Raw genomic sequence first — 23,600 nt, 5'->3', positions numbered from 1 at the left:
ATACCGCCAGACTTTAAGCTGTCCGCCAGTGGCAGCTTAAAGGATGATGTGTATAGCATTACCTTTGCCCGAAAGGTCAGTAAAATACTGGCCTTTCGGGCCCGAACTTAAAGAGTAATCTATGGCTGCAACCAAGCCGGCATTTAACCCTCCGGGGAAAAAGGGTGACATAATTTTCGGCGTGCTGGTCAAACTGGCGGCGCTGATTGTGCTATTGATGCTGGGCGGCATCATCGTTTCCCTCATCATCTCTTCATGGCCAAGCATTCAGAAGTTTGGTTTTTCCTTTTTGTGGACCAAAGAGTGGGATGCGCCCAACGAAATTTTCGGTGCGCTGGTGCCTATCTATGGCACGCTGGTGACCTCATTTATTGCGTTGCTGATCGCCGTTCCGGTGAGCTTTGGTATCGCGCTGTTCCTGACGGAGCTCTCCCCTGCCTGGCTGAAACGCCCTCTTGGTATCGCCATTGAACTGTTGGCGGCCATCCCAAGTATCGTTTACGGCATGTGGGGCCTGTTTATCTTTGCTCCGCTGTTTGCTACCTACTTTCAGGAGCCGGTGGGCAACGTCCTGTCGACGATTCCGTTTGTCGGGGCGCTATTTGCCGGTCCGGCATTTGGTATCGGTATTCTGGCGGCGGGCGTTATTCTGGCCATCATGATTATTCCGTACATCGCCGCCGTCATGCGCGATGTGTTTGAACAAACGCCGGTGATGATGAAAGAGTCGGCCTACGGTATCGGCTGTACGACCTGGGAGGTTATCTGGCGTATCGTCCTGCCATTTACCAAGAACGGGGTTATCGGCGGCGTGATGCTCGGTCTGGGGCGCGCGCTGGGGGAAACCATGGCGGTGACCTTCATTATCGGCAACACCTACCAGCTGGATAGCGTTTCACTGTATATGCCGGGGAACAGTATTACTTCCGCCCTGGCGAATGAGTTTGCCGAAGCGGAAACCGGGCTGCATGTGGCGGCGCTGATGGAGCTGGGGCTGATTCTGTTTGTGATTACCTTTATTGTTCTGGCCGCATCGAAGTTTATGGTGATGCGTCTGGCGAAGAGTGAGGGGGCGCGCTAATGGCAACGATTGAATTGCAAACCAGCACAGAGCTGGCTGAATCGCGTCGTAAGATGCAGGCTAAACGCCGGCTGAAAAACCGTATCGCCCTGACCCTGTCAATGGGAACCATGGTCTTCGGGCTGTTCTGGCTTATCTGGATCCTGATGTCCACCGTGACCCGCGGTATTGATGGCATGAGTCTGGCGCTGTTTACCGAAATGACGCCGCCGCCGAACACCGCGGGCGGTGGTCTGGCGAATGCCCTGGCGGGCAGCGGCCTGCTGATCCTGTGGTCGACGGTTTTCGGTACGCCGCTAGGCATTATGGCGGGTATCTATCTGGCGGAATACGGGCGTAAGTCTGTGCTGGCGGAAGTGATCCGGTTTATTAACGATATCCTGCTTTCCGCGCCGTCCATCGTCGTGGGTCTGTTCGTCTACACCATCGTGGTTGCGCAGATGCAGCACTTCTCCGGCTGGGCTGGGGTTATCGCCCTGGCGTTGCTGCAGGTGCCTATCGTGATTCGTACCACCGAGAATATGCTGAAACTGGTGCCGGACAGCCTGCGTGAAGCGGCCTATGCGCTGGGTACGCCGAAGTGGAAAATGATTTCTGCCATCACCCTGAAGGCCTCGGTGTCCGGCATCATGACGGGGATCCTGCTGGCTATCGCGCGTATCGCCGGTGAAACGGCGCCGCTGCTGTTCACTGCGCTCTCCAACCAGTTCTGGAGCACCGATATGATGCAGCCGATTGCCAACCTGCCGGTGACCATTTTCAAATTTGCCATGAGTCCGTTCGCGGAGTGGCAGCAACTGGCATGGGCCGGGGTACTGCTTATCACCCTGTGCGTATTGCTGCTGAACATTCTGGCGCGCGTGGTTTTCGCGAAGAATAAACACGGTTAATTTTTGCGGCGCGGCGAAATGCGGCGCCGAATGAGGAAGAGATTGATGAGTATGGCGAATGCGACCCCGGGTAAACTTTCAGTTCGTAACCTGAACTTCTACTACGGAAAATTCCATGCCCTGAAAAATATCAACCTGGATATCACCAAAAACCAGGTTACGGCGTTTATCGGCCCGTCAGGCTGCGGTAAATCGACCCTGCTGCGGACATTCAACAAGATGTTCGAGCTCTACCCGGAGCAGCGTGCGGAAGGCGAAATCCTGCTGGATGGCGATAATATTCTGACCAATACTCAGGATATCGCTCTGCTGCGTGCCAAAGTCGGTATGGTTTTCCAGAAGCCGACGCCGTTCCCGATGTCGATTTATGACAATATCGCCTTTGGCGTTCGCCTGTTTGAAAAGCTGTCGCGTGCCGATATGGACGAGCGCGTGCAGTGGGCCTTGACCAAAGCCGCATTATGGAACGAAACCAAAGATAAACTGCATCAGAGCGGATATTCTCTCTCCGGCGGTCAGCAGCAGCGTCTGTGCATCGCGCGCGGTATCGCGATTCGTCCGGAAGTGCTGTTACTGGATGAACCGTGTTCAGCGCTGGACCCGATCTCCACCGGGCGTATTGAAGAGCTGATCACCGAACTGAAACAGGACTACACCGTCGTTATCGTTACCCACAACATGCAGCAGGCTGCGCGTTGTTCAGACCATACGGCATTTATGTATCTTGGCGAGCTGATTGAATTCAGTAACACGGACGATCTGTTTACCAAGCCCGCGAAGAAACAAACTGAAGATTATATTACTGGCCGCTACGGTTGATTGCCCTTCTGCTTTCACAGGATCTAACCCGTTGGGCATTCAGGAGACACCATGGACAACCTAAATCTTAACAAACATATTTCTGGCCAGTTCAATGCAGAACTGGAGTATATCCGCACTCAGGTGTTGACCATGGGTGGGCTGGTGGAACAGCAGCTGTCTGATGCCATCACCGCGATGCACAATCAGGACAGCGATCTGGCAAAACGCGTGATTGACGGCGATAAGCAGGTCAACATGATGGAAGTGGCCATTGATGAAGCCTGCGTGCGTATCATCGCCAAGCGTCAGCCAACCGCCAGCGATCTGCGTTTAGTCATGGCAATTATCAAGACTATCGCCGAGCTGGAACGTATCGGTGACGTGGCGGATAAAATTTGCCGTACCGCGCTGGAGAAGTTCTCCCAGCAGCACCAGCCGCTGCTGGTGAGCCTGGAATCGCTGGGGCGTCATACCGTGCAGATGCTGCATGACGTGCTGGATGCCTTTGCTCGCATGGATCTCGATGAGGCGGTGCGTATCTATCGCGAAGATAAGAAGGTGGATCAGGAATATGAGGGCATCGTGCGTCAGCTGATGACCTATATGATGGAAGATTCACGTACGATTCCAAGCGTGCTGACCGCGCTGTTCTGCGCCCGTTCTATCGAGCGTATCGGCGACCGCTGCCAGAATATTTGCGAATATATTTTCTACTTCGTCAAAGGCCAGGATTTCCGCCACGTTGGTGGCGATGAGCTGGATAAGCTGCTGGCGGGTAAAGACCCGAAAGAGTGATCCGCCGTAAAATGCCCGGAGGCGCTATGCTTACCGGGCCTTTAACACCACGGATCCTGTAGGCCGGATAAGCGCTAGCGCTATCCGGCTTTTTTCATTAACGCGTAATATTCCATCCACGGGCTTTCCACAGCGCGGGCAGCTGTGCCAAATCAGTAAAGGTCGTCACTTTTGGATGATCGATCGGTTTGTTGTGCGAGTCGGCACAGAAGTAAAAGACTTCCATTCCTGCTTCAATCCCGGACTGAGCGCCTGCGCTGGAATCATCCACCAGAATGCAGTTTTCGACGTTAACGTTCATGGCCTTTGCTGCATGGAACATCAGTGCCGGATCGGGTTTCCAGCGCTGAATATCGTAACCGCTGTACAGTCGGTCGGGAAAATGGCGCAACATGCCGGTTCTTCCCAGCGAGTGCTGCATTTTACTGACCGGGCCGTTAGAGACCACGCACATTGGCACGCTGACCGCATCCAGCAGCGTTTCCGCTCCTGCAATCGCTTCCAGTTCAGAATCAAACAGGCGCGCGACTTCGGCGCGGTAGAGGGGTTCGAGCTCTGGTTTTTGTAGATTAACGCCGTGCTCTTCGTTGATGGTATCAATGATCTCGTAGAGCTTTACGCCTTTGAAACGCTTAAAAATCTCGTCTAAATCCAGGGTAATGCCGAACGCTTTGAACATATGAACATAGGCGCGGGAACAGATCACTTCGCTGTCGACCAGCGTGCCGTCGCAGTCGAAAAACAGGGCTTCTATTTGGGACATGCCGTTTCCATTTTAACAAGTTAACGTTTTCGTCCTGCCTATTCACAAGACGCAATCGTTGCCGTATAAGCAAATTCAATGAAAAAAATTACCATACAACTGCCCCCGGTGTCGCATTTTGGTATAGGATAGCGACGAATTTTCCCTCCTTTTGTTCGGAAACCGATAATGAGTCAACAACAAACCAGCCAGTCTTCTGGCCAGGGTCTGCTGGAGCGCGTATTCAAACTACGTGAACACGGCACGACGGCACGTACCGAAGCGATAGCAGGTTTCACCACCTTTTTGACAATGGTCTACATTGTTTTCGTTAACCCACAAATTCTTGGCGTAGCGGGTATGGATACCAGCGCTGTCTTTGTGACGACCTGTCTGATCGCCGCCTTCGGTAGTATTTTGATGGGGCTGTTTGCTAACCTGCCGGTTGCGCTGGCGCCGGCAATGGGGCTGAATGCCTTCTTCGCCTTTGTCGTCGTCCAGGCGATGGGGCTGCCGTGGCAGGTGGGGATGGGGGCTATTTTCTGGGGCGCCGTTGGTCTGCTGCTGCTGACTATTTTCCGCGTACGCTACTGGATGATCGCCAATATTCCCGTCAGCCTGCGCGTGGGGATCACCAGCGGTATTGGGTTGTTTATCGGCATGATGGGGCTGAAAAATGCCGGCGTGATTGTCGCAAATAAAGACACCCTGGTGAGCATCGGCAACCTGACCTCCCACAGCGTGCTGCTGGGGATTCTCGGCTTCTTTATTATCGCTATTCTCGCTTCCCGTAACATTCATGCTGCGGTACTGGTCTCCATCATCGTTACGACGCTGCTGGGCTGGATTCTGGGTGATGTTCACTACACCGGTATTGTTTCCGCTCCGCCGAGCATTACATCGGTGATTGGCCATGTTGATTTGGCCGGCTCCTTTAATCTCGGTCTGGCGGGTATCATCTTCTCCTTTATGCTGGTCAACCTGTTCGACTCCTCCGGAACTCTGATCGGCGTGACCGACAAAGCCGGCCTGGCCGATGAAAAAGGCAAATTCCCGCGGATGAAGCAGGCGCTGTTTGTTGACAGTATCTCATCGGTGGCAGGGTCCTTTATCGGCACCTCGTCTGTGACCGCCTATATCGAATCCTCTTCCGGTGTTTCCGTGGGCGGACGTACCGGTCTGACGGCGGTGGTGGTGGGGATTCTGTTCCTGCTGGTGATCTTCCTGTCGCCGCTGGCCGGCATGGTGCCGGCGTATGCCGCAGCAGGTGCGCTGATCTATGTGGGCGTACTGATGACATCCAGCCTGTCGCGCGTGAAGTGGGACGACCTGACGGAAGCGGTGCCGGCCTTTGTGACCGCGGTGATGATGCCGTTCAGCTTCTCGATTACCGAGGGGATTGCGTTAGGCTTTATCTCTTACTGCGTGATGAAGATTGGTACCGGTCGCCTGCGCGATCTCAGCCCGTGCGTGATTATCGTCTCGCTGCTGTTCGTACTGAAAATTGTGTTTATCGATGCGCACTAAGCGTCGTGCATGTCGTGCATAATGAAAAAGCCCGGCAGCGATGCCGGGCTCTTTTTTACGCTTTGACTCGCTGAATATACTCGGCAAAGGCGCTCAGCTGCCCACTCAAATGGTCGAGCGTGCTCTGATCGACCACCTCTCCCGACTGCGGATCGACCTTGTTCTGAATCACGCCGCCCATAAACTCAGGCTTGTTCATCACCATCGCATCGAGGAACACCAGAATTTGACGCAGGTGATACTGGCAGCGCGCGCCGCCAATTGCGCCCATGGAGCTGGTTTGAATCAGGACCGGTTTGCCGGACAGCGGTTGTTCAGGCAGGCGCGACAGCCAGTCAATGGCATTTTTCAGGCCACCTGGAACGGAATAGTTATATTCAGGCGTGACGATAACAACGCCGTCGGCTTCGCGAATCTGTTGTGCAATATCCTGCACGCTTTGCGGAAACCCGTCTTCCTGCTGGATATCCGCGTCATATAACGGAATGTCGCCAATCGATGGCAGCGCGACGATCTCCATGCCCGCCGGCGCAATGCCAGGCAGGGTGCGTGCAACCATGCCATTAAAAGACCCCTTGCGCAGACTTCCGAGTAGCGTAACAACTTTCAACGTATCAGACATGATTGCTCCTTTGCATCATGATGGCCGGACAGACCGGTCAGTTGAGGGAGAGTGCTTTTTCTATGGGCAGGCTGGTAAAGCGCATCAGACGGGCAGAGGACTCCTTTGCTCGCATCTGTGCGTCCGGCAGACTACGCCAGCCTTCCTGACAATTGTATTCCCAGACTTTAAGCGGGCCGATGGCCGGCGTGGCGGCAATCGACCAGACCAGTATCGTTTCCGCATCGCACAGGGCTTCAACAGGCTGCATGTTGGTGGTTCGCAGTCGGCCCGCGCCGGGTAGCAGCTGCAGACGAACGGGCGCTTCAGCGGTTAACTTCAGCACGCTCCGGCGCAGCGCCACCAGCTGGGCGCGCGCTTCGTCAGGGTCGTGCTGGATGTTAATCCATAAATTCTCATTGCTGTTGAACACGTAGCGGTTGGCATCGTGCAGCGGGTGGACGCCGCGTGAGGCGTGCTGAAGCTCCATATCCAGTCCGCAATCACCTTCCGTCGTCAAGCTCACGCCGACAATGTTTCCGGCATAGGAAATGGAAAATCGGGGCAGGTGGGGATCGCGAAAAACGGGCCTGCCGTTATCTTCTCTGATGATTTCGGGGAGCTCACTAATGCCATACAGCATAAACAACAGTTCGGCGAGCAGTGAACGTGATGCGCGATAGCGGGCCTGTCGGTATTCTGGCAGGCGCTGTGCGGATTGATGACAGGCCGCGGACAGTCGTGTCGATAGCGGCTCCCTGGTGCTGAGTATCCCTCTTGCAAAATGCGTTGCCATTCGTCGCTCCGTGATTAATGGTCAGAGAAAAAGTTGTGGGGATCTATTATCACCTGGTATTGATAGGTTTTAATGCGGAAATCCCCCCTTGAAAAGGGATTTGCGCGATTTTTACAATTTCTTGCGCAGTCAGGCGGGGATGGCAGGAGAAATCACGTCAGAGGGGGTCCGCATAGAGCCGCTTAAACGTTTCTCTGAGCCAGACTATCTTCGGGTTGTCGCTGTTGCGTTTGTGCCATAGCAGGGTAAAGGGCACCCGCGTTTTTTCCAGCAATAGCGGCTCCAGCGGAAGCGGCCGCGACACCAGCGGCAGATGGTGCTGCCGGTTATAGTGATGGCAATAACGTGGCGCGGTGGCCAGCATCGTGTGATTCGGCTGGGCGGCCATAAACAGCGATTGTTCAAATCCCGGCAGCGTTAACGCAACGGTACGTTTATGCCCCTGCTCGTGGAGAACGTCATCCAGCGCCCAGGTATCACTCTGTTCCCAGCTAATATTGATATGCGGATAGCGTAAAAAGGTCTCCAGATTCCACTCTTCGTCGAGTGCCGGGTGATCCGCGCGCAGCCAGACCTGAGGCAGGTCGGTAAACAGGACTTCAAAATCGATATACCACGGCAGCTGGCTGAGCTGCTCCCGTGAACGCGGATGCGTTTCACGCCCGCAAAAGCCGATATCGACCTCACCGCGAATGATCGCGTCCAGCGAGTCGTAGTCCCAGTTGCGCAGGCGAATTAGCGCCTGGGGATAGCGCTGGTAGATTTGCTGCGACAGCGAATTAAACAGGATCATCAGCAGCGGTGTTTCCGCCGCCAGTTCAAACTTCAGACCGCTCGGCATGATGTGGTGGGGTTTATCGAGGATCTGGTTGCCCATCTGCATCCAGTCCGCCAGATCCTGCTCCATGCTGGTCATCAATGGCGTCGGCGACAGACCGAGCGGCGTTTTGACGAATAGCGGATCGTCAAACCAGGTACGCAGTTTAGCTAATGATTTACTCACCGCCGACGGCGAAACGTTCATGCGTTTCGCCGTGCGGGTGACGCTGAGCTCCTGGGTCAGAAGCTGCAGACAGAGTAATAAATTAAGATCGAGACTCGACAGGGATTTCTTCATTATGTTGCGCAGCCCGAACAGAGGAAGCGGCCAGAATCAGAACAATACTCACTATGCTACAGCCAATGAGAATCCCGATCAGCATATTCATGGCACTTAACCCGATGATGGCGGCCAGCCAAATCCACAGCGAAGAGCCGCAAACCTGAGCAATGCCCAGTACCGAGCTGGCAACCCCGGCACGCAGGGTAAAGGGCCCCAGGGCCTGGCTCATAGCAACGCCAAAGCCCACTGAGAAGCCAGCGCAAATCAGCGCCAGACCCAGCATAGTTACCGTCTGGCTGGTGGCAAGGCTGAGCAAAGTCCCGGCCGTAAAGAACATGACCTGTGACGTCAGCATCAACGTCCGCGGTTTAAACAGGGTGAGCGCAAAGGGCGTTGAGAACGACACCGTCATGCTGACCAGCGCCATTAAGGCCATCGCCATTGAATATTGTCCGCGATCGAACCCCATCTCTTCCATCATCAATACCGGGGAGACGTTAACGTAGGTGAGGATCGCTGTTACGCTGAGGGTCGTAATGACGATACGGCTGAGGAAAAAGCGGTTCAGCAGGGATTCCGTGGCATTTTTCTGCCCGGCGAGAGTATGCGAAGGGACTGCCGGCCGCGTTTCCCGCAGCATAAAGACCGAGAGCAGGCCGACCATCACTCCCATGCCGGTCATGGTGTAGAACAGGCTCTGCCACGGGTATTTCAGCATAATCAGGTGACCCAGAACGGGAGCCAGGACCGGGATAATGCAGGTGATGCCATTTAACAGCGACAGCACCCTGGCGCGACGACGATCGTCGAGCGTATCGCGCAGCACGGCGAAAGCGACGACATAACAGCTCCCCGCCCCGATGCCCTGGATAAAACGCCCGACGAGGAAGAGATCGCTGGTCTGCGCCTGCGCACAGAGCAGCGAAGCCAGAATAAATGTCGTCGAACCGAAAATGGCGACCGGTTTACGCCCGGATTTATCGGCTGCTCTGCCGGCAAACAGCATCGCGGCGGCCATGCCCGCAAGGTAAACCGAGAACGCAATATGCAGCTGTGCTTCGCTGGCGCCGAGGTCCTGCGCAATACGCGGCAAACCCACCAGATACATATCGATGCCGGATGGATAGAGTAAAACCAGCGCAAAACTGCAGATAAGAAAGCGTGCCATAAGACCCCCGCGAGAATAGAGGCGTACAGAGTAATGGCTATTGCGCGGCAGTACGAGTTGCCATTTGGACAACAATGATTTCCTGAGAGGAAAAACCCTCGTTGCGTTCTGCGATAAACTACCAGACTCTGGCCATTCCTTCGCTGGCCGGGCGCACCGGGGTAAACCCAAACTTCGCGTACAGCCCGGGGACGTCGGCGACCAGCGTGACATAGGCGCCCTGGCAGGCGTTAGCGTCCAGCCAGCTGACGATCTTTTCCATGATGACTCTTCCCAGCCCTTTCCCCTGGTGCGCCGGATCGACCGCCACATCGACGATGTCGAAATTCACCGCGCCATCACCGACGATGCGCCCCATGCCCACGGGAACGCCTTGCCAGAGGATATGCACGCCATAGCAGCTGCGCGGCAACCCGGCCTTCACGCCCTCCAGCGGGCGCGGGGACATACCGGCAATAAGGCGTAAACGGCAAAAATCCTCTGCCGACGGGACGGTCTCGATAACGGTGTAATCAGAAGTCATGGCGCTATCCTGCTGTGGGAGGGTCATGACATTTAATGATGCCACGTTACAGGAAGCAACCTTGCGTCGGTGGGATCGTGAGATTAAAGGGAAAACCCCCTGCCAGGGAAATAAAAAAACCTGCATAAACATTATGTTGATGCAGGTTAGTTCATGCTCACCAATGCGCAGTGATGCCGCGTTATTTCCCGATACAGAAGCTGGAGAAAATGCGCCCCAGCAGGTCATCAGAGGTAAACTCGCCGGTGATTTCGCTCAGCGCCTGCTGCGCGAGCCGCAGCTCTTCCGCCAGCAGCTCGCCGGCCCAGGCGCCAAGCAGCTGCGCTTTGCCCTGCTGTAGATGGCTGGCGGCTTCTGACAGCGCCTGCAGGTGGCGACGGCGGGCGAGGAAACCGCCTTCCATATTGGTATCGAAGCCCATGCTCTGCTTGAGATGGTTGCGCAGGACATCTATGCCCTCTCCGGTTCGCGCCGACAGCCGAATCAGCGAGTGGCCATTCACTTCACTGATACCCAGCGTTTCGCCGGTGACATCGGCTTTATTTCGCACCACGGTAATCGGCAGTTTCGCCGGTAAACGCTCGATAAAGTCTGGCCAGATCTCCGCCGGGTCGACGGCGCGGGTGGTCGTACCGTCCACCATGAACAGTACCCGATCGGCCTGCTCGATTTCCTGCCAGGCTCGTTCAATACCAATGCGTTCAACCTCATCATTGGCATCGCGGAGTCCTGCGGTATCAATGATATGCAGCGGCATGCCGTCGATATGGATATGCTCGCGCAGCACATCGCGGGTGGTTCCGGCAATATCGGTCACGATAGCCGCTTCGCGCCCGGCCAGCGCGTTCAGCAGGCTCGACTTCCCGGCGTTCGGGCGGCCGGCTATCACCACTTTCATCCCTTCTCGCAGCAGGCTGCCCTGGCGGGCCTCGGCGCGAACGGCATCAAGATCGGCAATCACGCCGTTGAGCTGGGCTTCAATTTTACCGTCGGAGAGGAAATCTATCTCTTCATCCGGGAAGTCGATAGCGGCTTCAACATAGATACGCAGATGGGTCAGCGCTTCCACCAGATGATTCACCCGGGCAGAGAAGGCGCCCTGCAGCGAGTTGAGCGCCGAGCGTGCTGCCTGCTCGGAGCTGGCGTCAATCAGGTCAGCAATCGCTTCAGCCTGGGCAAGATCGAGCTTATCGTTAAGAAATGCGCGTTCAGAGAACTCCCCGGGCCTGGCGATACGCACGCCCGGCAGCGTCAGGATTCGTTTCAGTAGCAGATCCAGAATCACCGGGCCGCCGTGGCCCTGGAGTTCCAGGACATCTTCACCGGTAAAGGAGTTCGGGCCGGGGAACCATAGCGCAATACCCTGATCCAGCGGCGTGCCGTCGGTATCTTTAAAGGGCAGATAATCGGCGTAGCGCGGTTTTGGCAGCTTGCCGAGAACCGCTTGCGCGACGTCGCGCGCTTTGAGGCCGGAGATGCGCAGGATGCCCACACCACCGCGTCCCGGTGGGGTTGCCTGGGCGACGATAGTGTCGTTATGGCTCATGATGACTCTCTATGTAAATGTAAAAAAGGCGGTCTATTGACCGCCTTCTCTGGCATTGATTCTACTGCGGCTTAAGCAGAGTATCAGCTCTTTTTCTTCTCGCGGCTATGCAGACCACGTTTCTCGAGACCACGGTAAATCAGCTGCTGCTGAATAATGGTCACCAGGTTGCTGACGATATAGTAAACCACCAGACCTGACGGGAACCACAGGAAGAACACCGTAAAGATGACCGGCATAAAGGTCATGATCTTCTGCTGCATCGGGTCGGTCACGGTGGTCGGAGACATCTTCTGAATGAAGAACATCGTCGCGCCCATGATGATCGGCAGGATGTAGTACGGGTCTTGCGCTGACAGGTCGTGGATCCACAGGATAAACGGCGCATGACGCAGTTCAACCGAGGCGCTCAGCATGTAGTACAGCGCAAGGAAGATTGGCATCTGAATAATCAGCGGGAAGCAGCCACCCAGCGGGTTGACCTTTTCTGCTTTATACAGGGCCATCATTTCCTGGCTTTGGCGCTGTTTGTCATCGCCCAGACGCTCACGCATTGCCTGAATCTTCGGCTGCAGCATGCGCATCTTCGCCATGGAGGTGTACTGCGCTTTGGTCAGCGGGTACATGATGCCACGAACGATAAAGGTGATAACGATAATCGAGAAGCCCCAGTTACCGAGGAAGCTGTGGATGAATTTCAGCAGCTTAAACAGCGGTTGGGAGATGAACCACAGCCAGCCGTAGTCGACGGTCAGATCCAGGTGCGGCGCGACGGCAGCCATTTTGTCCTGAATGGCCGGACCGACCCACAGAATGCTTTCCAGCTTGTCGGTTTGACCCGGCTGTACCAGTACCGGCTGCGATTTATAGCCGATTGCGACAACGCCGTTGCCGAGGTTGGCGGTGTAGAAGCTGTTGGTACCAGCGTTATGCGGAACCCATGCGGTGGTGAAGTACTGCTGCAGCATCGCCACCCAACCGTCTTTGGTGCTGACGTTCAGGTTTTCGTTATCGACGATGGTATCGAATTTATATTTTTCGTATTTCGATTCCGACGTTGAGTACGCGGCACCACGGAAGGTGTGCATCGTAGACAGGCCACCGGTTTGGGTATCGCGGCTGGTTGGCAGGTTGGCAGTCTGTTTCAACTGACCGAAGGTAGAAATCTCCAGCGGTTTTTCACCAACGTTCTGCACGTTATAACCCACGTTCACCGCATAATCACCGCGTTTCAGCGTGAAGGTTTTGGTGAAGACGTTGCCTGCTTTATCGGTATACGTCAGCGGAATGACGATTTCGTTCTGGCCTTCCGCCAGCACAAACGCATCTTTATCGACGTTATACAGCGGGCGGGCTCCATTAGCCGGGTTATCCGGGCCATCACGACCGGTTAAGCCGCTTTGAGCCTGATAGATAAACTGTGGCGTGGTTTCCAGTAACTGGAACGGTTCAGTCGACTTCAGTGCTTTCGGATAAGCCGGAAGCAGCGCTTGCTCCACATCACCACCGCGGGTGTTGATGGTCAGCTCAAGCACATCGGTTTTTACCGTAATCAGTTTCCCCTGGCCACTGGCCGGTACGCCCTGGTCGGCGGCGCTACCCGCTGCTGTGGTCGTTGTCTGCGTGGTCTGTTGCTGAGCCTGAGGATTGTTATCCTGCTCCCAGGCTTGCCAGATCATGAAAGACACGAACAACAAAGCGATGATAAGAAGATTGCGTTGCGAATCCATCGTTAGTGTTCTCTGGTATCAAATGGTCCAGGCGGGACGGGATCGTCACCACCAGGGTGTAAAGGGTGGCATTTTAATACGCGTTTCACTGTCAACCAACTGCCTTTTATCACTCCAAACCTGCGCAATGCCTCAATTCCGTAGCTTGAACAGGTTGGCGTGAAACGACAATGCGGCCCGAGTAGCGGACTAATCAGGCGCTGATAGACCCGAATAAGGCCTATCAGGACCCGGGAGCCAGGCGACAATGGCGGCGCCATAATTTTTCCAACGCTTCCGAGAGAGCACGGTTATCGAGGTCAGCAACCCCTTTCTTTGCCACCACCACGAAATCCATTGGCGGGAGTTCATGTTGACGCAAACGAAAACTTTCACGCGTCAGACGTTTAATCCGATTGCGTTCATGTGCGCGTTTGACGTTTTTCTTGGCGACGGTAAGACCGATGCGGGGATGCCCCAGCGAATTCAGGCGGCCGAGGATGGTGATTTGCGGCGTGCCAGCCCGTTGTGGCTGCTGGAAGACGAAAGTGAAATGACTGGGAGTTAACAAACGTAACTCCCTGGGAAATGCGAGCTTAACCACGCAGGGTTAGCTTTATTACTTGGAAACGGTCAGACGAGCACGGCTTTTAGCACGACGACGTGCCAGAACCTGACGACCATTTTTAGTAGCCATACGTGCACGGAAGCCGTGAGAACGGTTGCGCTTCAGTACAGACGGTTGAAAAGTGCGTTTCATGGCGGTTTCTACCTAAACTTGAATAATTTCACTGACTTTTGCGTATACCCGAACGAACTTCGAACGACTTACGCGGCAGCGATGGTGATTAAAGAGGCCGGATTGTAATAATTGTACACTCCGGAGTCAATTCTCTTTCCTTATTTCTCGCACCTTGTCGCACAAAAAATGACCTGCGACAGGCAACGGAAAACGGGCATTACGCGCCGGGTGGAGGATTATACGGCCTGACGGGTAAAGCGCAAGGATCGTAAAGGATCTTTGTTAGATCGTTTAGGCCCTAAACCAGCATAGCTCATTAAATTTTCCAATATGTGGGCGAAATCGTGCCTCACTCCTCTCCGGATCGATTACACTTACCCGGCTTTGATCCTTCCTGTGGATAAATCGGGAAGAATCTGTTGAGAAACACAAGATATCTTTCTCAGTTTAGGCTATGATCCCCGGTCCTGATCGCGATCCACCGATCCGCATCGGATAAATACCGCAGATAGCGGTTCGCGCGTCACCCCTTTTGTGCAGGGGCTTTTCGGCCAATGCTGGGTCTTGTCGACGTGTGCCAACAATCACGATTGTTTCTTTTTTTCTTTATATCGATTTTATGTTCGAGTGGAGTCCGCCGTGTCACTTTCGCTTTGGCAGCAGTGTCTTGCCCGATTGCAGGATGAGTTACCAGCCACAGAATTCAGTATGTGGATACGCCCGTTGCAGGCGGAATTGAGCGATAACACGTTGGCACTGTATGCGCCAAACCGTTTTGTGCTCGATTGGGTAAGGGATAAATACCTCAATAATATCAATGGACTCCTCAATGATTTTTGCGGTGCTGATGCCCCACAACTGCGATTTGAAGTCGGGACTCGCCCGGCGGTGCAGGCGCAACGCGGCGCGGTAAATACGCATGTTGCGACCGCCGTACCGGCAGCGCAGGTTCAGACGGCGCGCGTCGCGCCAACGATCGTGCGTCCCGGCTGGGATAACGTCCCGGCACCGGCGGAGCCTACCTACCGCTCTAACGTTAACGTTAAGCACACCTTCGACAATTTTGTGGAAGGTAAATCTAACCAGCTGGCTCGTGCGGCGGCGCGTCAGGTCGCCGATAACCCGGGTGGCGCATATAACCCTTTATTCCTTTATGGCGGTACCGGTCTGGGTAAAACCCACCTGTTGCACGCGGTCGGTAACGGCATTGTTGCGCGCAAACCCAACGCCAAAGTGGTCTATATGCACTCGGAGCGTTTTGTTCAGGACATGGTTAAAGCGTTACAGAACAACGCCATTGAAGAGTTTAAACGCTACTACCGCTCCGTCGACGCCCTGTTGATCGATGATATTCAGTTCTTTGCCAATAAAGAGCGCTCTCAGGAAGAGTTTTTCCACACCTTTAATGCTCTGCTGGAGGGTAATCAGCAGATCATTCTCACTTCGGATCGTTATCCGAAAGAGATCAATGGTGTTGAGGATCGTCTGAAATCCCGCTTTGGCTGGGGGCTGACGGTGGCGATCGAGCCGCCTGAGCTGGAAACCCGCGTGGCGATCCTGATGAAAAAGGCCGACGAAAACGACATTCGTCTGCCGGGAGAAGTGGCCTTCTTTATTGCCAAGCGTCTACGCTCTAACGTACGTGAGCTGGAAGGGGCGCTGAACCGCGTTATCGCCAATGCCAACTTTACCGGCCGGGCGATCACCATCGATTTCGTGCGTGAAGCGCTGCGCGATCTGCTGGCGCTGCAGGAAAAACTGGTCACCATCGACAATATTCAGAAGACGGTGGCGGAATATTACAAGATTAAGGTAGCGGACCTGTTGTCGAAACGCCGCTCCCGTTCGGTGGCGCGTCCACGCCAGATGGCGATGGCGCTGGCGAAAGAACTGACCAACCACAGTTTGCCGGAAATCGGCGATGCGTTTGGCGGTCGCGACCATACCACCGTGCTACACGCCTGCCGTAAGATTGAGCAGCTGCGTGAAGAAAGCCACGATATCAAAGAAGACTTTTCCAATTTAATCAGAACATTATCCTCGTGACGCTATGAAATTTACCGTAGAACGTGAACATTTATTAAAACCGCTGCAACAGGTGAGCGGTCCCTTAGGGGGTCGTCCGACGCTGCCAATTCTCGGTAACCTGCTGCTTCAGGTCTCGGATGGCGCGCTGTCGCTGACCGGTACGGACCTCGAAATGGAAATGGTGGCGCGCGTTGCGCTGATTCAACCGCATGAGGCGGGTGCAACGACCGTTCCGGCGCGAAAATTCTTTGATATTTGCCGCGGCCTGCCCGAAGGCGCGGAGATTGCCGTTCAGCTGGAAGGCGATCGGATGCTGGTGCGTTCCGGACGCAGCCGTTTTTCGCTGTCGACCCTGCCCGCTGCCGATTTCCCGAATCTTGATGACTGGCAGAGTGAAGTCGAATTTACCCTGCCGCAGGCGACGATGAAGCGCCTGATTGAAGCCACGCAGTTTTCGATGGCGCATCAGGATGTGCGTTATTACTTAAACGGCATGCTGTTTGAAACCGAAGGTGACGAACTGCGTACCGTTGCCACCGACGGACACCGTCTGGCGGTCTGTTCAATGCCGCTGGGTGAATCGTTGCCGAACCATTCGGTGATCGTGCCGCGTAAAGGGGTGATTGAGCTGATGCGCATGCTTGATGGCGGCGATACGCCGCTGCGCGTGCAGATTGGCAGCAACAATATTCGCGCCCACGTCGGTGATTTTATCTTCACATCGAAGCTGGTTGACGGTCGTTTCCCTGATTATCGCCGGGTATTGCCGAAGAATCCCGATAAACATCTGGATGCCGGCTGCGATATTCTTAAGCAGGCCTTTGCCCGTGCCGCGATTCTGTCGAACGAAAAATTCCGCGGCGTGCGTCTCTATGTCAGCGAAAATCAGCTGAAAATCACCGCCAATAACCCGGAACAGGAAGAAGCGGAAGAGATTCTCGACGTTTCCTACTCCGGCAGCGAGATGGAAATCGGCTTTAACGTCAGCTATGTGCTGGATGTGCTTAATGCGCTGAAGTGCGAAAATGTGCGTATTTTGCTGACCGACTCGGTATCGAGCGTGCAGATTGAGGATGCGGCATCACAATCCGCAGCTTACGTTGTCATGCCTATGCGCTTGTAAAGAATATCGGGCTATCTGACTTGTTATTCTGGCTCCGGGCAGTGCTCGCAATCCTCACGTACTTTAGTACGCTCCGGTTGCTGCGCGCTGGCCGTAACCAGACTAACTGCGACGATAATGCCCTGGTTATGAGCTGACTATGTCGCTATCCCGACTCCTGATCAAAGATTTCCGCAACATTGAAAATGCGGATCTCGCCTTATCTCCCGGCTTTAACTTTCTGGTTGGCGCCAACGGCAGCGGCAAAACCAGTGTGCTCGAGGCCATCTATACGCTCGGCCACGGTCGGGCGTTTCGCAGCTTGCAAATTGGCCGGGTGATTCGCCATGAGCAGGAGTCGTTCGTGCTGCACGGACGACTGCAGGGCGAAGAGCGTGAAATCTCCATCGGCCTGACTAAAGATAAACAGGGCGATAGCAAGGTCCGTATTGACGGTAGCGACGGCCACAAAGTGGCGGAACTGGCGCACCTGATGCCGATGCAGCTGATTACGCCGGAGGGGTTTACATTACTCAACGGCGGCCCCAAATACAGAAGAGCGTTCCTCGACTGGGGATGCTTTCACAACGAAGCCGGATTCTTTACCGCCTGGAGCAATCTGAAGCGCTTGTTGAAGCAGCGTAATGCCGCGCTGCGCCAGGTCAGCCGCTATGCGCAGATACGTCCCTGGGATCTGGAACTGATTCCGCTGGCGGAACAAATCAGCCGCTGGCGTGCCGAATATAGCGCCGCGATCGTCGAAGACATGGCGGATACCTGTAAACAGTTTTTACCTGAATTCTCTCTGACCTTCTCATTCCAGCGCGGCTGGGAGAAAGAAACGGATTATTCCGAAGTGCTGGAGAGAAACTTCGAGCGTGACCGCATGCTGACCTACACCGCCCACGGCCCGCACAAAGCGGATTTCCGCATTCGTGCCGATGGTGCGCCGGTCGAAGATACTTTGTCACGTGGGCAGCTTAAACTCCTGATGTGCGCGCTACGACTGGCGCAGGGCGAGTTTTTAACCCGCGAAAGCGGGAGACGCTGTCTGTATCTGATAGATGATTTTGCCTCGGAACTTGATGACGCGCGGCGCGGACTGCTTGCCAGCCGCTTAAAAGCCACGCAGTCGCAGGTTTTCGTCAGCGCGATCGGCGCTGAACACGTAATGGACATGTCGGACAAAAATTCGAAGATGTTCACCGTGGAAAAGGGTAAAATAACGGATTAACCTAAGTTTAAATGAGCGAGAAACGTTGATGTCGAATTCTTATGACTCCTCCAGTATCAAAGTCCTGAAAGGGCTGGATGCGGTGCGTAAGCGCCCGGGTATGTATATCGGCGACACGGATGACGGCACCGGTCTGCACCACATGGTATTCGAGGTTGTGGATAACGCTATCGACGAAGCGCTCGCAGGTTACTGTAAAGACATCGTTGTCACTATCCATAGCGATAACTCTGTCTCCGTACAGGACGATGGCCGCGGTATTCCGACCGGTATTCACCCGGAAGAGGGTGTGTCGGCAGCTGAAGTCATCATGACCGTACTGCACGCAGGCGGTAAATTTGATGATAACTCCTATAAAGTCTCCGGTGGTCTGCACGGCGTGGGCGTCTCTGTAGTTAACGCCCTGTCACAGAAACTGGAGCTGGTGATTCAGCGCGACAACAAGATTCACCGCCAGATCTACGCCCACGGCGTACCGCAGGCACCGCTGGCCGTAACCGGTGATACCGAAAAAACCGGTACCATGGTGCGTTTCTGGCCGAGCTATGAAACCTTCACCAACGTCATCGAATTCGAATACGAAATCCTGGCAAAACGCCTGCGTGAGCTGTCATTCCTGAACTCAGGGGTGTCTATCCGCCTGCGCGACAAGCGTGACGGCAAAGAAGACCATTTCCACTACGAAGGCGGCATCAAGGCGTTCGTTGAGTATCTCAACAAGAACAAAACGCCGATCCATCCGAATATCTTCTATTTCTCCACCGAAAAAGACGGTATTGGCGTTGAAGTCGCGCTGCAGTGGAACGACGGTTTCCAGGAGAACATCTACTGCTTTACCAACAACATTCCACAGCGCGACGGCGGTACGCACCTGGCGGGCTTCCGTGCGGCGATGACCCGTACCCTGAACGCCTACATGGATAAAGAAGGCTACAGCAAAAAAGCGAAGGTCAGTGCCACCGGCGACGATGCGCGTGAAGGCCTGATTGCCGTGGTTTCCGTGAAGGTTCCGGATCCGAAGTTCTCCTCACAGACCAAAGACAAACTGGTTTCCTCCGAGGTGAAAACGGCGGTAGAGCAGCAGATGAACGAACTGCTGAATGAATATCTGCTGGAAAACCCGTCTGACGCCAAAATCGTGGTCGGCAAAATTATTGATGCGGCCCGCGCGCGTGAAGCCGCGCGTCGTGCACGTGAAATGACCCGCCGTAAAGGCGCGCTGGACCTGGCAGGCCTGCCGGGTAAACTGGCAGATTGCCAGGAACGCGACCCGGCGCTCTCCGAACTGTACCTCGTGGAAGGGGACTCAGCGGGCGGTTCTGCGAAGCAGGGTCGTAACCGTAAGAACCAGGCAATCCTGCCGCTGAAGGGTAAAATCCTCAACGTCGAGAAAGCCCGCTTCGATAAAATGCTCTCTTCTCAGGAAGTGGCGACGCTGATTACCGCGCTGGGCTGCGGCATCGGTCGCGATGAGTACAACCCGGATAAACTGCGTTATCACAGCATCATCATCATGACCGATGCGGACGTCGACGGCTCGCACATTCGTACTCTGCTGTTGACCTTCTTCTACCGTCAGATGCCTGAAATTGTTGAACGTGGCCATGTCTACATTGCCCAGCCGCCGCTGTACAAAGTGAAGAAAGGCAAACAGGAACAGTACATCAAAGACGATGAAGCGATGGATCAATACCAGATCTCTATCGCCCTTGATGGCGCAACCCTGCACACCAATGCCAGCGCCCCGGCCCTGGCGGGTGAACCATTAGAGAAACTGGTTGCCGAGTTCAATGCGACGCAGAAAATGATTGTTCGCATGGAGCGCCGCTTCCCGAAAGCGCTGCTGAAAGAGCTGATTTATCAGCCGACGTTGAACGAAGCCGATCTGTCCGATGAGCAGACCGTAACCCGTTGGGTGAATTCGCTGGTGACCGATCTGAATGAGAAAGAGCAGCACGGCAGCCTGTGGAAATTCGATGTTCACGAAAATGCCGAGCTGCATCTGTTCGAACCGGTTATCCGCGTGCGTACCCACGGCGTGGACACCGACTATCCGCTGGATCACGAGTTTATCACCGGCGGTGAGTATCGTCGTATTTGCACGCTGGGCGAGAAACTGCGTGGGCTTATCGAAGACGACGCGTTTATCGAACGTGGCGAACGCCGTCAACCGGTAGCCAGCTTCGAGCAGGCGCTGGACTGGCTGGTGAAAGAGTCCCGTCGTGGTCTGTCTATCCAGCGCTATAAAGGGCTGGGCGAGATGAACCCGGATCAGCTGTGGGAAACCACGATGGATCCGGATAGCCGTCGTATGCTGCGCGTAACCGTGAAGGATGCGATTGCTGCCGATCAGCTGTTCACCACCCTGATGGGCGATGCCGTAGAACCGCGCCGCGCCTTTATCGAAGAAAACGCCCTGAAAGCGGCGAACATCGATATCTAAGCTCATCTTCTGATCCCCGGTGGCGCGATGCCGGCCGGGGTTGCGGAATATGTTGCCCGGACAGGGTGCCTCGCGCCACTATCCGGGCGTTCCTCCGGCCTAAAAGAGGAATTCCTCGTTTCGATCCTATCCTCGTTTTCCCCTTCTTCTGTTGCTGTTTTTTGAGCGGAATCGCGTTAGCATGGCCCAGGACTCATCTTACCTGGGGATCTCATGGCTATTAAACTGATTGCAATTGATATGGACGGTACGCTGCTGCTGCCTGACCATACCATCTCTCCTGCTGTTAAAACCGCGATTGCCGCGGCGCGCGCGCGTGGTGTCAACGTTGTGCTCACCACCGGCCGGCCGTATGCCGGTGTGCATAGCTATCTGAAAGAGCTGCACATGGAGCAGCCGGGAGACTACTGCATCACCTACAACGGCGCATTAGTACAGAAGGCAAGCGACGGCAGTACCGTGGCGCAAACAGCGCTGAGCTATGATGACTACCGCTATCTTGAACAGCTTTCCCGCGATGTTGGCTCTCACTTCCATGCTCTCGATCGCAATACGCTATACACCGCGAACCGCGATGTGAGCTACTACACGGTGCATGAATCCTACGTGGCGACGATTCCACTGGTCTTCTGCGAAGCAGAAAATATGGACCCGAATATCCAGCTGCTGAAGGTGATGATGATCGATGAGCCGGCAATCCTTGACCAGGCTATCGCCCGCATCCCGGCGGAAGTCAAAGAGAAGTATACCGTGCTGAAAAGCGCGCCGTACTTCCTCGAAATCCTCGATAAGCGCGTCAATAAAGGAACCGGCGTGAAGTCTCTGGCCGATGCGCTGAATATCAAGCAGGAAGAGATCATGGCGATTGGCGATCAGGAAAACGACATTGCGATGATTGAGTTTGCCGGCGTCGGCGTGGCGATGGATAACGCGATTCCGAGCGTGAAGGAAGCCGCCAACTTCATCACCAAATCGAACCTTGAAGATGGTGTAGCCTGGGCGATTGAGAAGTACGTTTTATCCTGACCCGATCTTCAGGCCCGGCGTTTTCGGGCCTGATTCTGCCTTGATGATGCATTAAATTAACCGCTTAGGACATTTTTACCTCATCGCACGCCTGTCCGCACAGAAGTCTCCCCTTCATTGCTGCAAATTCGATAAGCTTTCCTTCTTATATCGATGAACCCGTACCGCCCTCGAAAAAGCCACGCCGGATGCCAACTATAATCAAACCCGACGCGATTTCGTATTGCCGGCCGTCATCACCTTTATCTCGGAGAGAAACGTTTTTGAGCACGCTGCGTAGCGTCATTCTGTGTTGTACCGCATGCTCTTTTATCGGGCAGGCGCAGGCGCAGGCGCAGGCGTTGAGCCAGGAACATATTGATGACTGGCTGAAAAACCTGGGGGCCAGCGACCAGTTTGATGCTTCGAAAGGGATCGACTGGGGCGTGATGCCCGGGCCGTTCTACACGCCGGAGCTAGGTCTGGGAATCGGCACCGCAATGGTTGGCATGTATCGCCCCGATCCCGGCGATACCGTCAGTCAAAATTCGACGTTAACGCTCAGCGGCTACGCCAGTTCCACCGGCGCATTTGGTATTAGCGTAAAAAACTACGCCTTTTTTGCCGACGATCTCTGGCGCATCTTTGTCGAAGGTTCGCTGGCCAATACGCCAACGTATTACTGGGGACAAGGTTTCACTGCCGCCGATAACGACGGTGGCAAAGAGAAATATACCGCGCAGGTACTGACGCTGCGGCCCACCGTATATCGACAGCTGGTGGACAATATGTATCTTGGCGTGGGCTGGTCACTGGCCGCCCAGAATGCCGATGAGACGGACCGCGACGATTTGCCCAAAATTGAAAGCACTCCTCAGGGGCCCTCGGTATTCAGTTCTGGCTTCAGCATCGATGTGAACTGGGACGATCGGGATTTTGTTCCGAACCCTCGCCAGGGCCAGTATGCGGACCTCCGCTATACCCACTATGCTCCGGGGCTGGGGAGCGATACCCGATTTGATGAATGGCATCTTCACTACAGCCGCTACACCGCGCTCAGCGACAAAAGCGTCCTGGCGTGGGAGAGCGACGGAGTATTTACCCACGGCGATGTACCGTGGAGCATGCTGCCGCTTCTCGGCAGCGATGAACGCATGCGCGGCTATTATCAGGGGCGCTATCGCGATAAAAATGTGCTGAGCACCCAGCTGGAGTATCGTCGCCAGCTTACCTGGCGCCATGGCATTGTTGCCTGGGTTGGCGCAGGGACGATGGGACCTTCCGTTGATTCTCTGAATGACGGCCGTTGGCTACCGACGGCGGGCGTTGGCTATCGCTTTGAATTTAAACCGCGGGTGAATATTCGCCTCGACTATGGTATCGGCAAAGGCAGCAGCGGCTTTTACTTCCAGGTCGGTGAAGCCTTCTGATGTCGGGTTCTGTCCTTGTGAATCCACCTGCAGAAGTACCGTGGTGTCGCGGTTTACTCTCGTGGTTTACATCGCCATAGTCGACGTCGGTCGCTGCATTCGGGCTGGAACATCCGCTCATATTCAGGCGCGATTCGACACCACTAAAGCGGGAATAAGCAACGTTTTCCTGCGCTTGCCTGGTTTGTGCGCGTTATCCCGGCCCGGTTCTGGTCTGTAGTGCCGCAATCGCGTTGCCGGGGGCAACTCCTGTATCCTGCCGGCGGGCGATGTTAAACGTGTAGGTTAATTCTGTCCGATGCTATACCCTGATATGAACGTTGTGCATCAGGGTA

Annotated in this window: 23 protein-coding genes; 11 read left to right on the top strand and 12 right to left on the bottom strand. The window is 54.9% G+C overall.

Going from position 1 to position 23,600, the window contains the following annotated elements; genetic code table 11:
* The first annotated feature begins 121 nt into the window (after positions 1-121).
* From pstC to phoU, 4 genes are read left to right on the top strand one after another with little or no spacing between them, the layout of a single operon-like run.
* A complete protein-coding gene (gene pstC / locus MC50_RS08400; protein ID WP_004869204.1) occupies positions 122-1,081 on the top strand; it encodes a phosphate ABC transporter permease PstC in 960 nt (319 codons plus the stop codon).
* Positions 1,081-1,971 (top strand): phosphate ABC transporter permease PstA, encoded by an 891-nt coding sequence (pstA, locus tag MC50_RS08395; RefSeq protein ID WP_032690160.1) that lies wholly within the window; start codon positions 1,081-1,083, stop codon positions 1,969-1,971. Before pstC ends, pstA begins: the two co-directional genes overlap by 1 nt.
* Before the next feature lie 45 nt (positions 1,972-2,016).
* Positions 2,017-2,790 (top strand): phosphate ABC transporter ATP-binding protein PstB, encoded by a 774-nt coding sequence (pstB, locus tag MC50_RS08390; protein ID WP_004869200.1) that lies wholly within the window; start codon positions 2,017-2,019, stop codon positions 2,788-2,790.
* Between the two features lie 51 nt (positions 2,791-2,841).
* Entirely contained in the window at positions 2,842-3,567 is a 726-nt protein-coding gene (gene phoU, locus MC50_RS08385) for a phosphate signaling complex protein PhoU (RefSeq protein WP_004869199.1), read from the top strand.
* 97 nt (positions 3,568-3,664) lie between these two features.
* On the opposite strand, the gene yieH is transcribed toward phoU, so the two are convergent.
* A complete protein-coding gene (gene yieH / locus MC50_RS08380; protein ID WP_032697067.1) occupies positions 3,665-4,330 on the bottom strand; it encodes a 6-phosphogluconate phosphatase in 666 nt (221 codons plus the stop codon).
* A 168-nt stretch (positions 4,331-4,498) separates the two neighbouring features.
* Between yieH and MC50_RS08370 the strand changes: the two genes are divergently transcribed.
* A complete protein-coding gene (locus MC50_RS08370; protein WP_004869195.1) occupies positions 4,499-5,836 on the top strand; it encodes an NCS2 family permease in 1,338 nt (445 codons plus the stop codon).
* Positions 5,837-5,891: 55 nt separating this feature from the next.
* On the opposite strand, the gene MC50_RS08365 is transcribed toward MC50_RS08370, so the two are convergent.
* The 11 genes from MC50_RS08365 to MC50_RS29365 form a co-directional block, all read right to left on the bottom strand.
* On the bottom strand, positions 5,892-6,458 hold the full coding sequence (locus tag MC50_RS08365; protein ID WP_032690162.1) for an NADPH-dependent FMN reductase: 567 nt from the start codon (positions 6,456-6,458) through the stop codon (positions 5,892-5,894).
* Positions 6,459-6,495: 37 nt separating this feature from the next.
* Positions 6,496-7,233, bottom strand: a complete 738-nt coding sequence (locus MC50_RS08360) for a 4'-phosphopantetheinyl transferase family protein (RefSeq protein WP_032697065.1) — start codon at positions 7,231-7,233, stop codon at positions 6,496-6,498.
* 157 nt (positions 7,234-7,390) lie between these two features.
* Positions 7,391-8,350, bottom strand: a complete 960-nt coding sequence (yidZ, locus tag MC50_RS08355; protein ID WP_032690164.1) for an HTH-type transcriptional regulator YidZ — start codon at positions 8,348-8,350, stop codon at positions 7,391-7,393.
* Positions 8,319-9,503, bottom strand: a complete 1,185-nt coding sequence (locus tag MC50_RS08350; RefSeq protein WP_047663639.1) for an MFS transporter — start codon at positions 9,501-9,503, stop codon at positions 8,319-8,321. The genes yidZ and MC50_RS08350 overlap by 32 nt, the downstream gene beginning before the upstream one ends.
* A 118-nt stretch (positions 9,504-9,621) precedes the next feature.
* Positions 9,622-10,026 (bottom strand): GNAT family N-acetyltransferase, encoded by a 405-nt coding sequence (locus MC50_RS08345; protein ID WP_032690166.1) that lies wholly within the window; start codon positions 10,024-10,026, stop codon positions 9,622-9,624.
* A 181-nt stretch (positions 10,027-10,207) separates the two neighbouring features.
* Positions 10,208-11,572 (bottom strand): tRNA uridine-5-carboxymethylaminomethyl(34) synthesis GTPase MnmE, encoded by a 1,365-nt coding sequence (mnmE, locus tag MC50_RS08340; RefSeq protein ID WP_032690167.1) that lies wholly within the window; start codon positions 11,570-11,572, stop codon positions 10,208-10,210.
* Positions 11,573-11,655: 83 nt separating this feature from the next.
* Entirely contained in the window at positions 11,656-13,302 is a 1,647-nt protein-coding gene (gene yidC / locus MC50_RS08335) for a membrane protein insertase YidC (protein WP_032690168.1), read from the bottom strand.
* 2 nt (positions 13,303-13,304) lie between these two features.
* The gene (yidD, locus tag MC50_RS08330; protein ID WP_015585463.1) at positions 13,305-13,562 is read right to left on the bottom strand and encodes a membrane protein insertion efficiency factor YidD; all 258 of its coding nucleotides are present in this window, start codon (positions 13,560-13,562) and stop codon (positions 13,305-13,307) included.
* A complete protein-coding gene (rnpA, locus tag MC50_RS08325; protein ID WP_049264554.1) occupies positions 13,526-13,885 on the bottom strand; it encodes a ribonuclease P protein component in 360 nt (119 codons plus the stop codon). Before rnpA ends, yidD begins: the two co-directional genes overlap by 37 nt.
* Before the next feature lie 15 nt (positions 13,886-13,900).
* Complete coding sequence (gene rpmH / locus MC50_RS08320) at positions 13,901-14,041, bottom strand: 50S ribosomal protein L34 (protein WP_004871828.1); 141 nt, start codon at positions 14,039-14,041, stop codon at positions 13,901-13,903.
* Between the two features lie 218 nt (positions 14,042-14,259).
* Positions 14,260-14,340, bottom strand: a complete 81-nt coding sequence (locus MC50_RS29365) for a hypothetical protein (protein WP_418325380.1) — start codon at positions 14,338-14,340, stop codon at positions 14,260-14,262.
* 322 nt (positions 14,341-14,662) lie between these two features.
* Here MC50_RS29365 and dnaA point away from each other — a divergent pair, with 322 nt between their 5' ends.
* The 6 genes from dnaA to MC50_RS08290 all read left to right on the top strand — a co-directional run bounded on the left by dnaA (position 14,663) and on the right by MC50_RS08290 (position 23,265).
* The gene (gene dnaA / locus MC50_RS08315; protein ID WP_032690170.1) at positions 14,663-16,069 is read left to right on the top strand and encodes a chromosomal replication initiator protein DnaA; all 1,407 of its coding nucleotides are present in this window, start codon (positions 14,663-14,665) and stop codon (positions 16,067-16,069) included.
* A gap of 4 nt (positions 16,070-16,073) precedes the next feature.
* Positions 16,074-17,174: a DNA polymerase III subunit beta gene (gene dnaN / locus MC50_RS08310; protein ID WP_004869173.1), complete on the top strand. Its 1,101-nt coding sequence runs from the start codon at positions 16,074-16,076 to the stop codon at positions 17,172-17,174.
* Positions 17,175-17,313: 139 nt separating this feature from the next.
* A complete protein-coding gene (gene recF, locus MC50_RS08305; RefSeq protein ID WP_032690172.1) occupies positions 17,314-18,387 on the top strand; it encodes a DNA replication/repair protein RecF in 1,074 nt (357 codons plus the stop codon).
* A 28-nt stretch (positions 18,388-18,415) separates the two neighbouring features.
* Complete coding sequence (gyrB, locus tag MC50_RS08300) at positions 18,416-20,830, top strand: DNA topoisomerase (ATP-hydrolyzing) subunit B (protein ID WP_004869170.1); 2,415 nt, start codon at positions 18,416-18,418, stop codon at positions 20,828-20,830.
* Between the two features lie 213 nt (positions 20,831-21,043).
* Positions 21,044-21,856 (top strand): sugar-phosphatase, encoded by an 813-nt coding sequence (gene yidA / locus MC50_RS08295; protein WP_032690173.1) that lies wholly within the window; start codon positions 21,044-21,046, stop codon positions 21,854-21,856.
* 284 nt (positions 21,857-22,140) lie between these two features.
* Positions 22,141-23,265 (top strand): BamA/TamA family outer membrane protein, encoded by a 1,125-nt coding sequence (locus MC50_RS08290; RefSeq protein WP_047665432.1) that lies wholly within the window; start codon positions 22,141-22,143, stop codon positions 23,263-23,265.
* Positions 23,266-23,600: the final 335 nt, after the last annotated feature.

Origin of the sequence: Klebsiella planticola, assembly GCF_000783935.2 — a bacterium.
Lineage (GTDB): Bacteria > Pseudomonadota > Gammaproteobacteria > Enterobacterales > Enterobacteriaceae > Klebsiella > Klebsiella planticola.
This window is presented reverse-complemented; position numbering and strand designations above follow the sequence as displayed.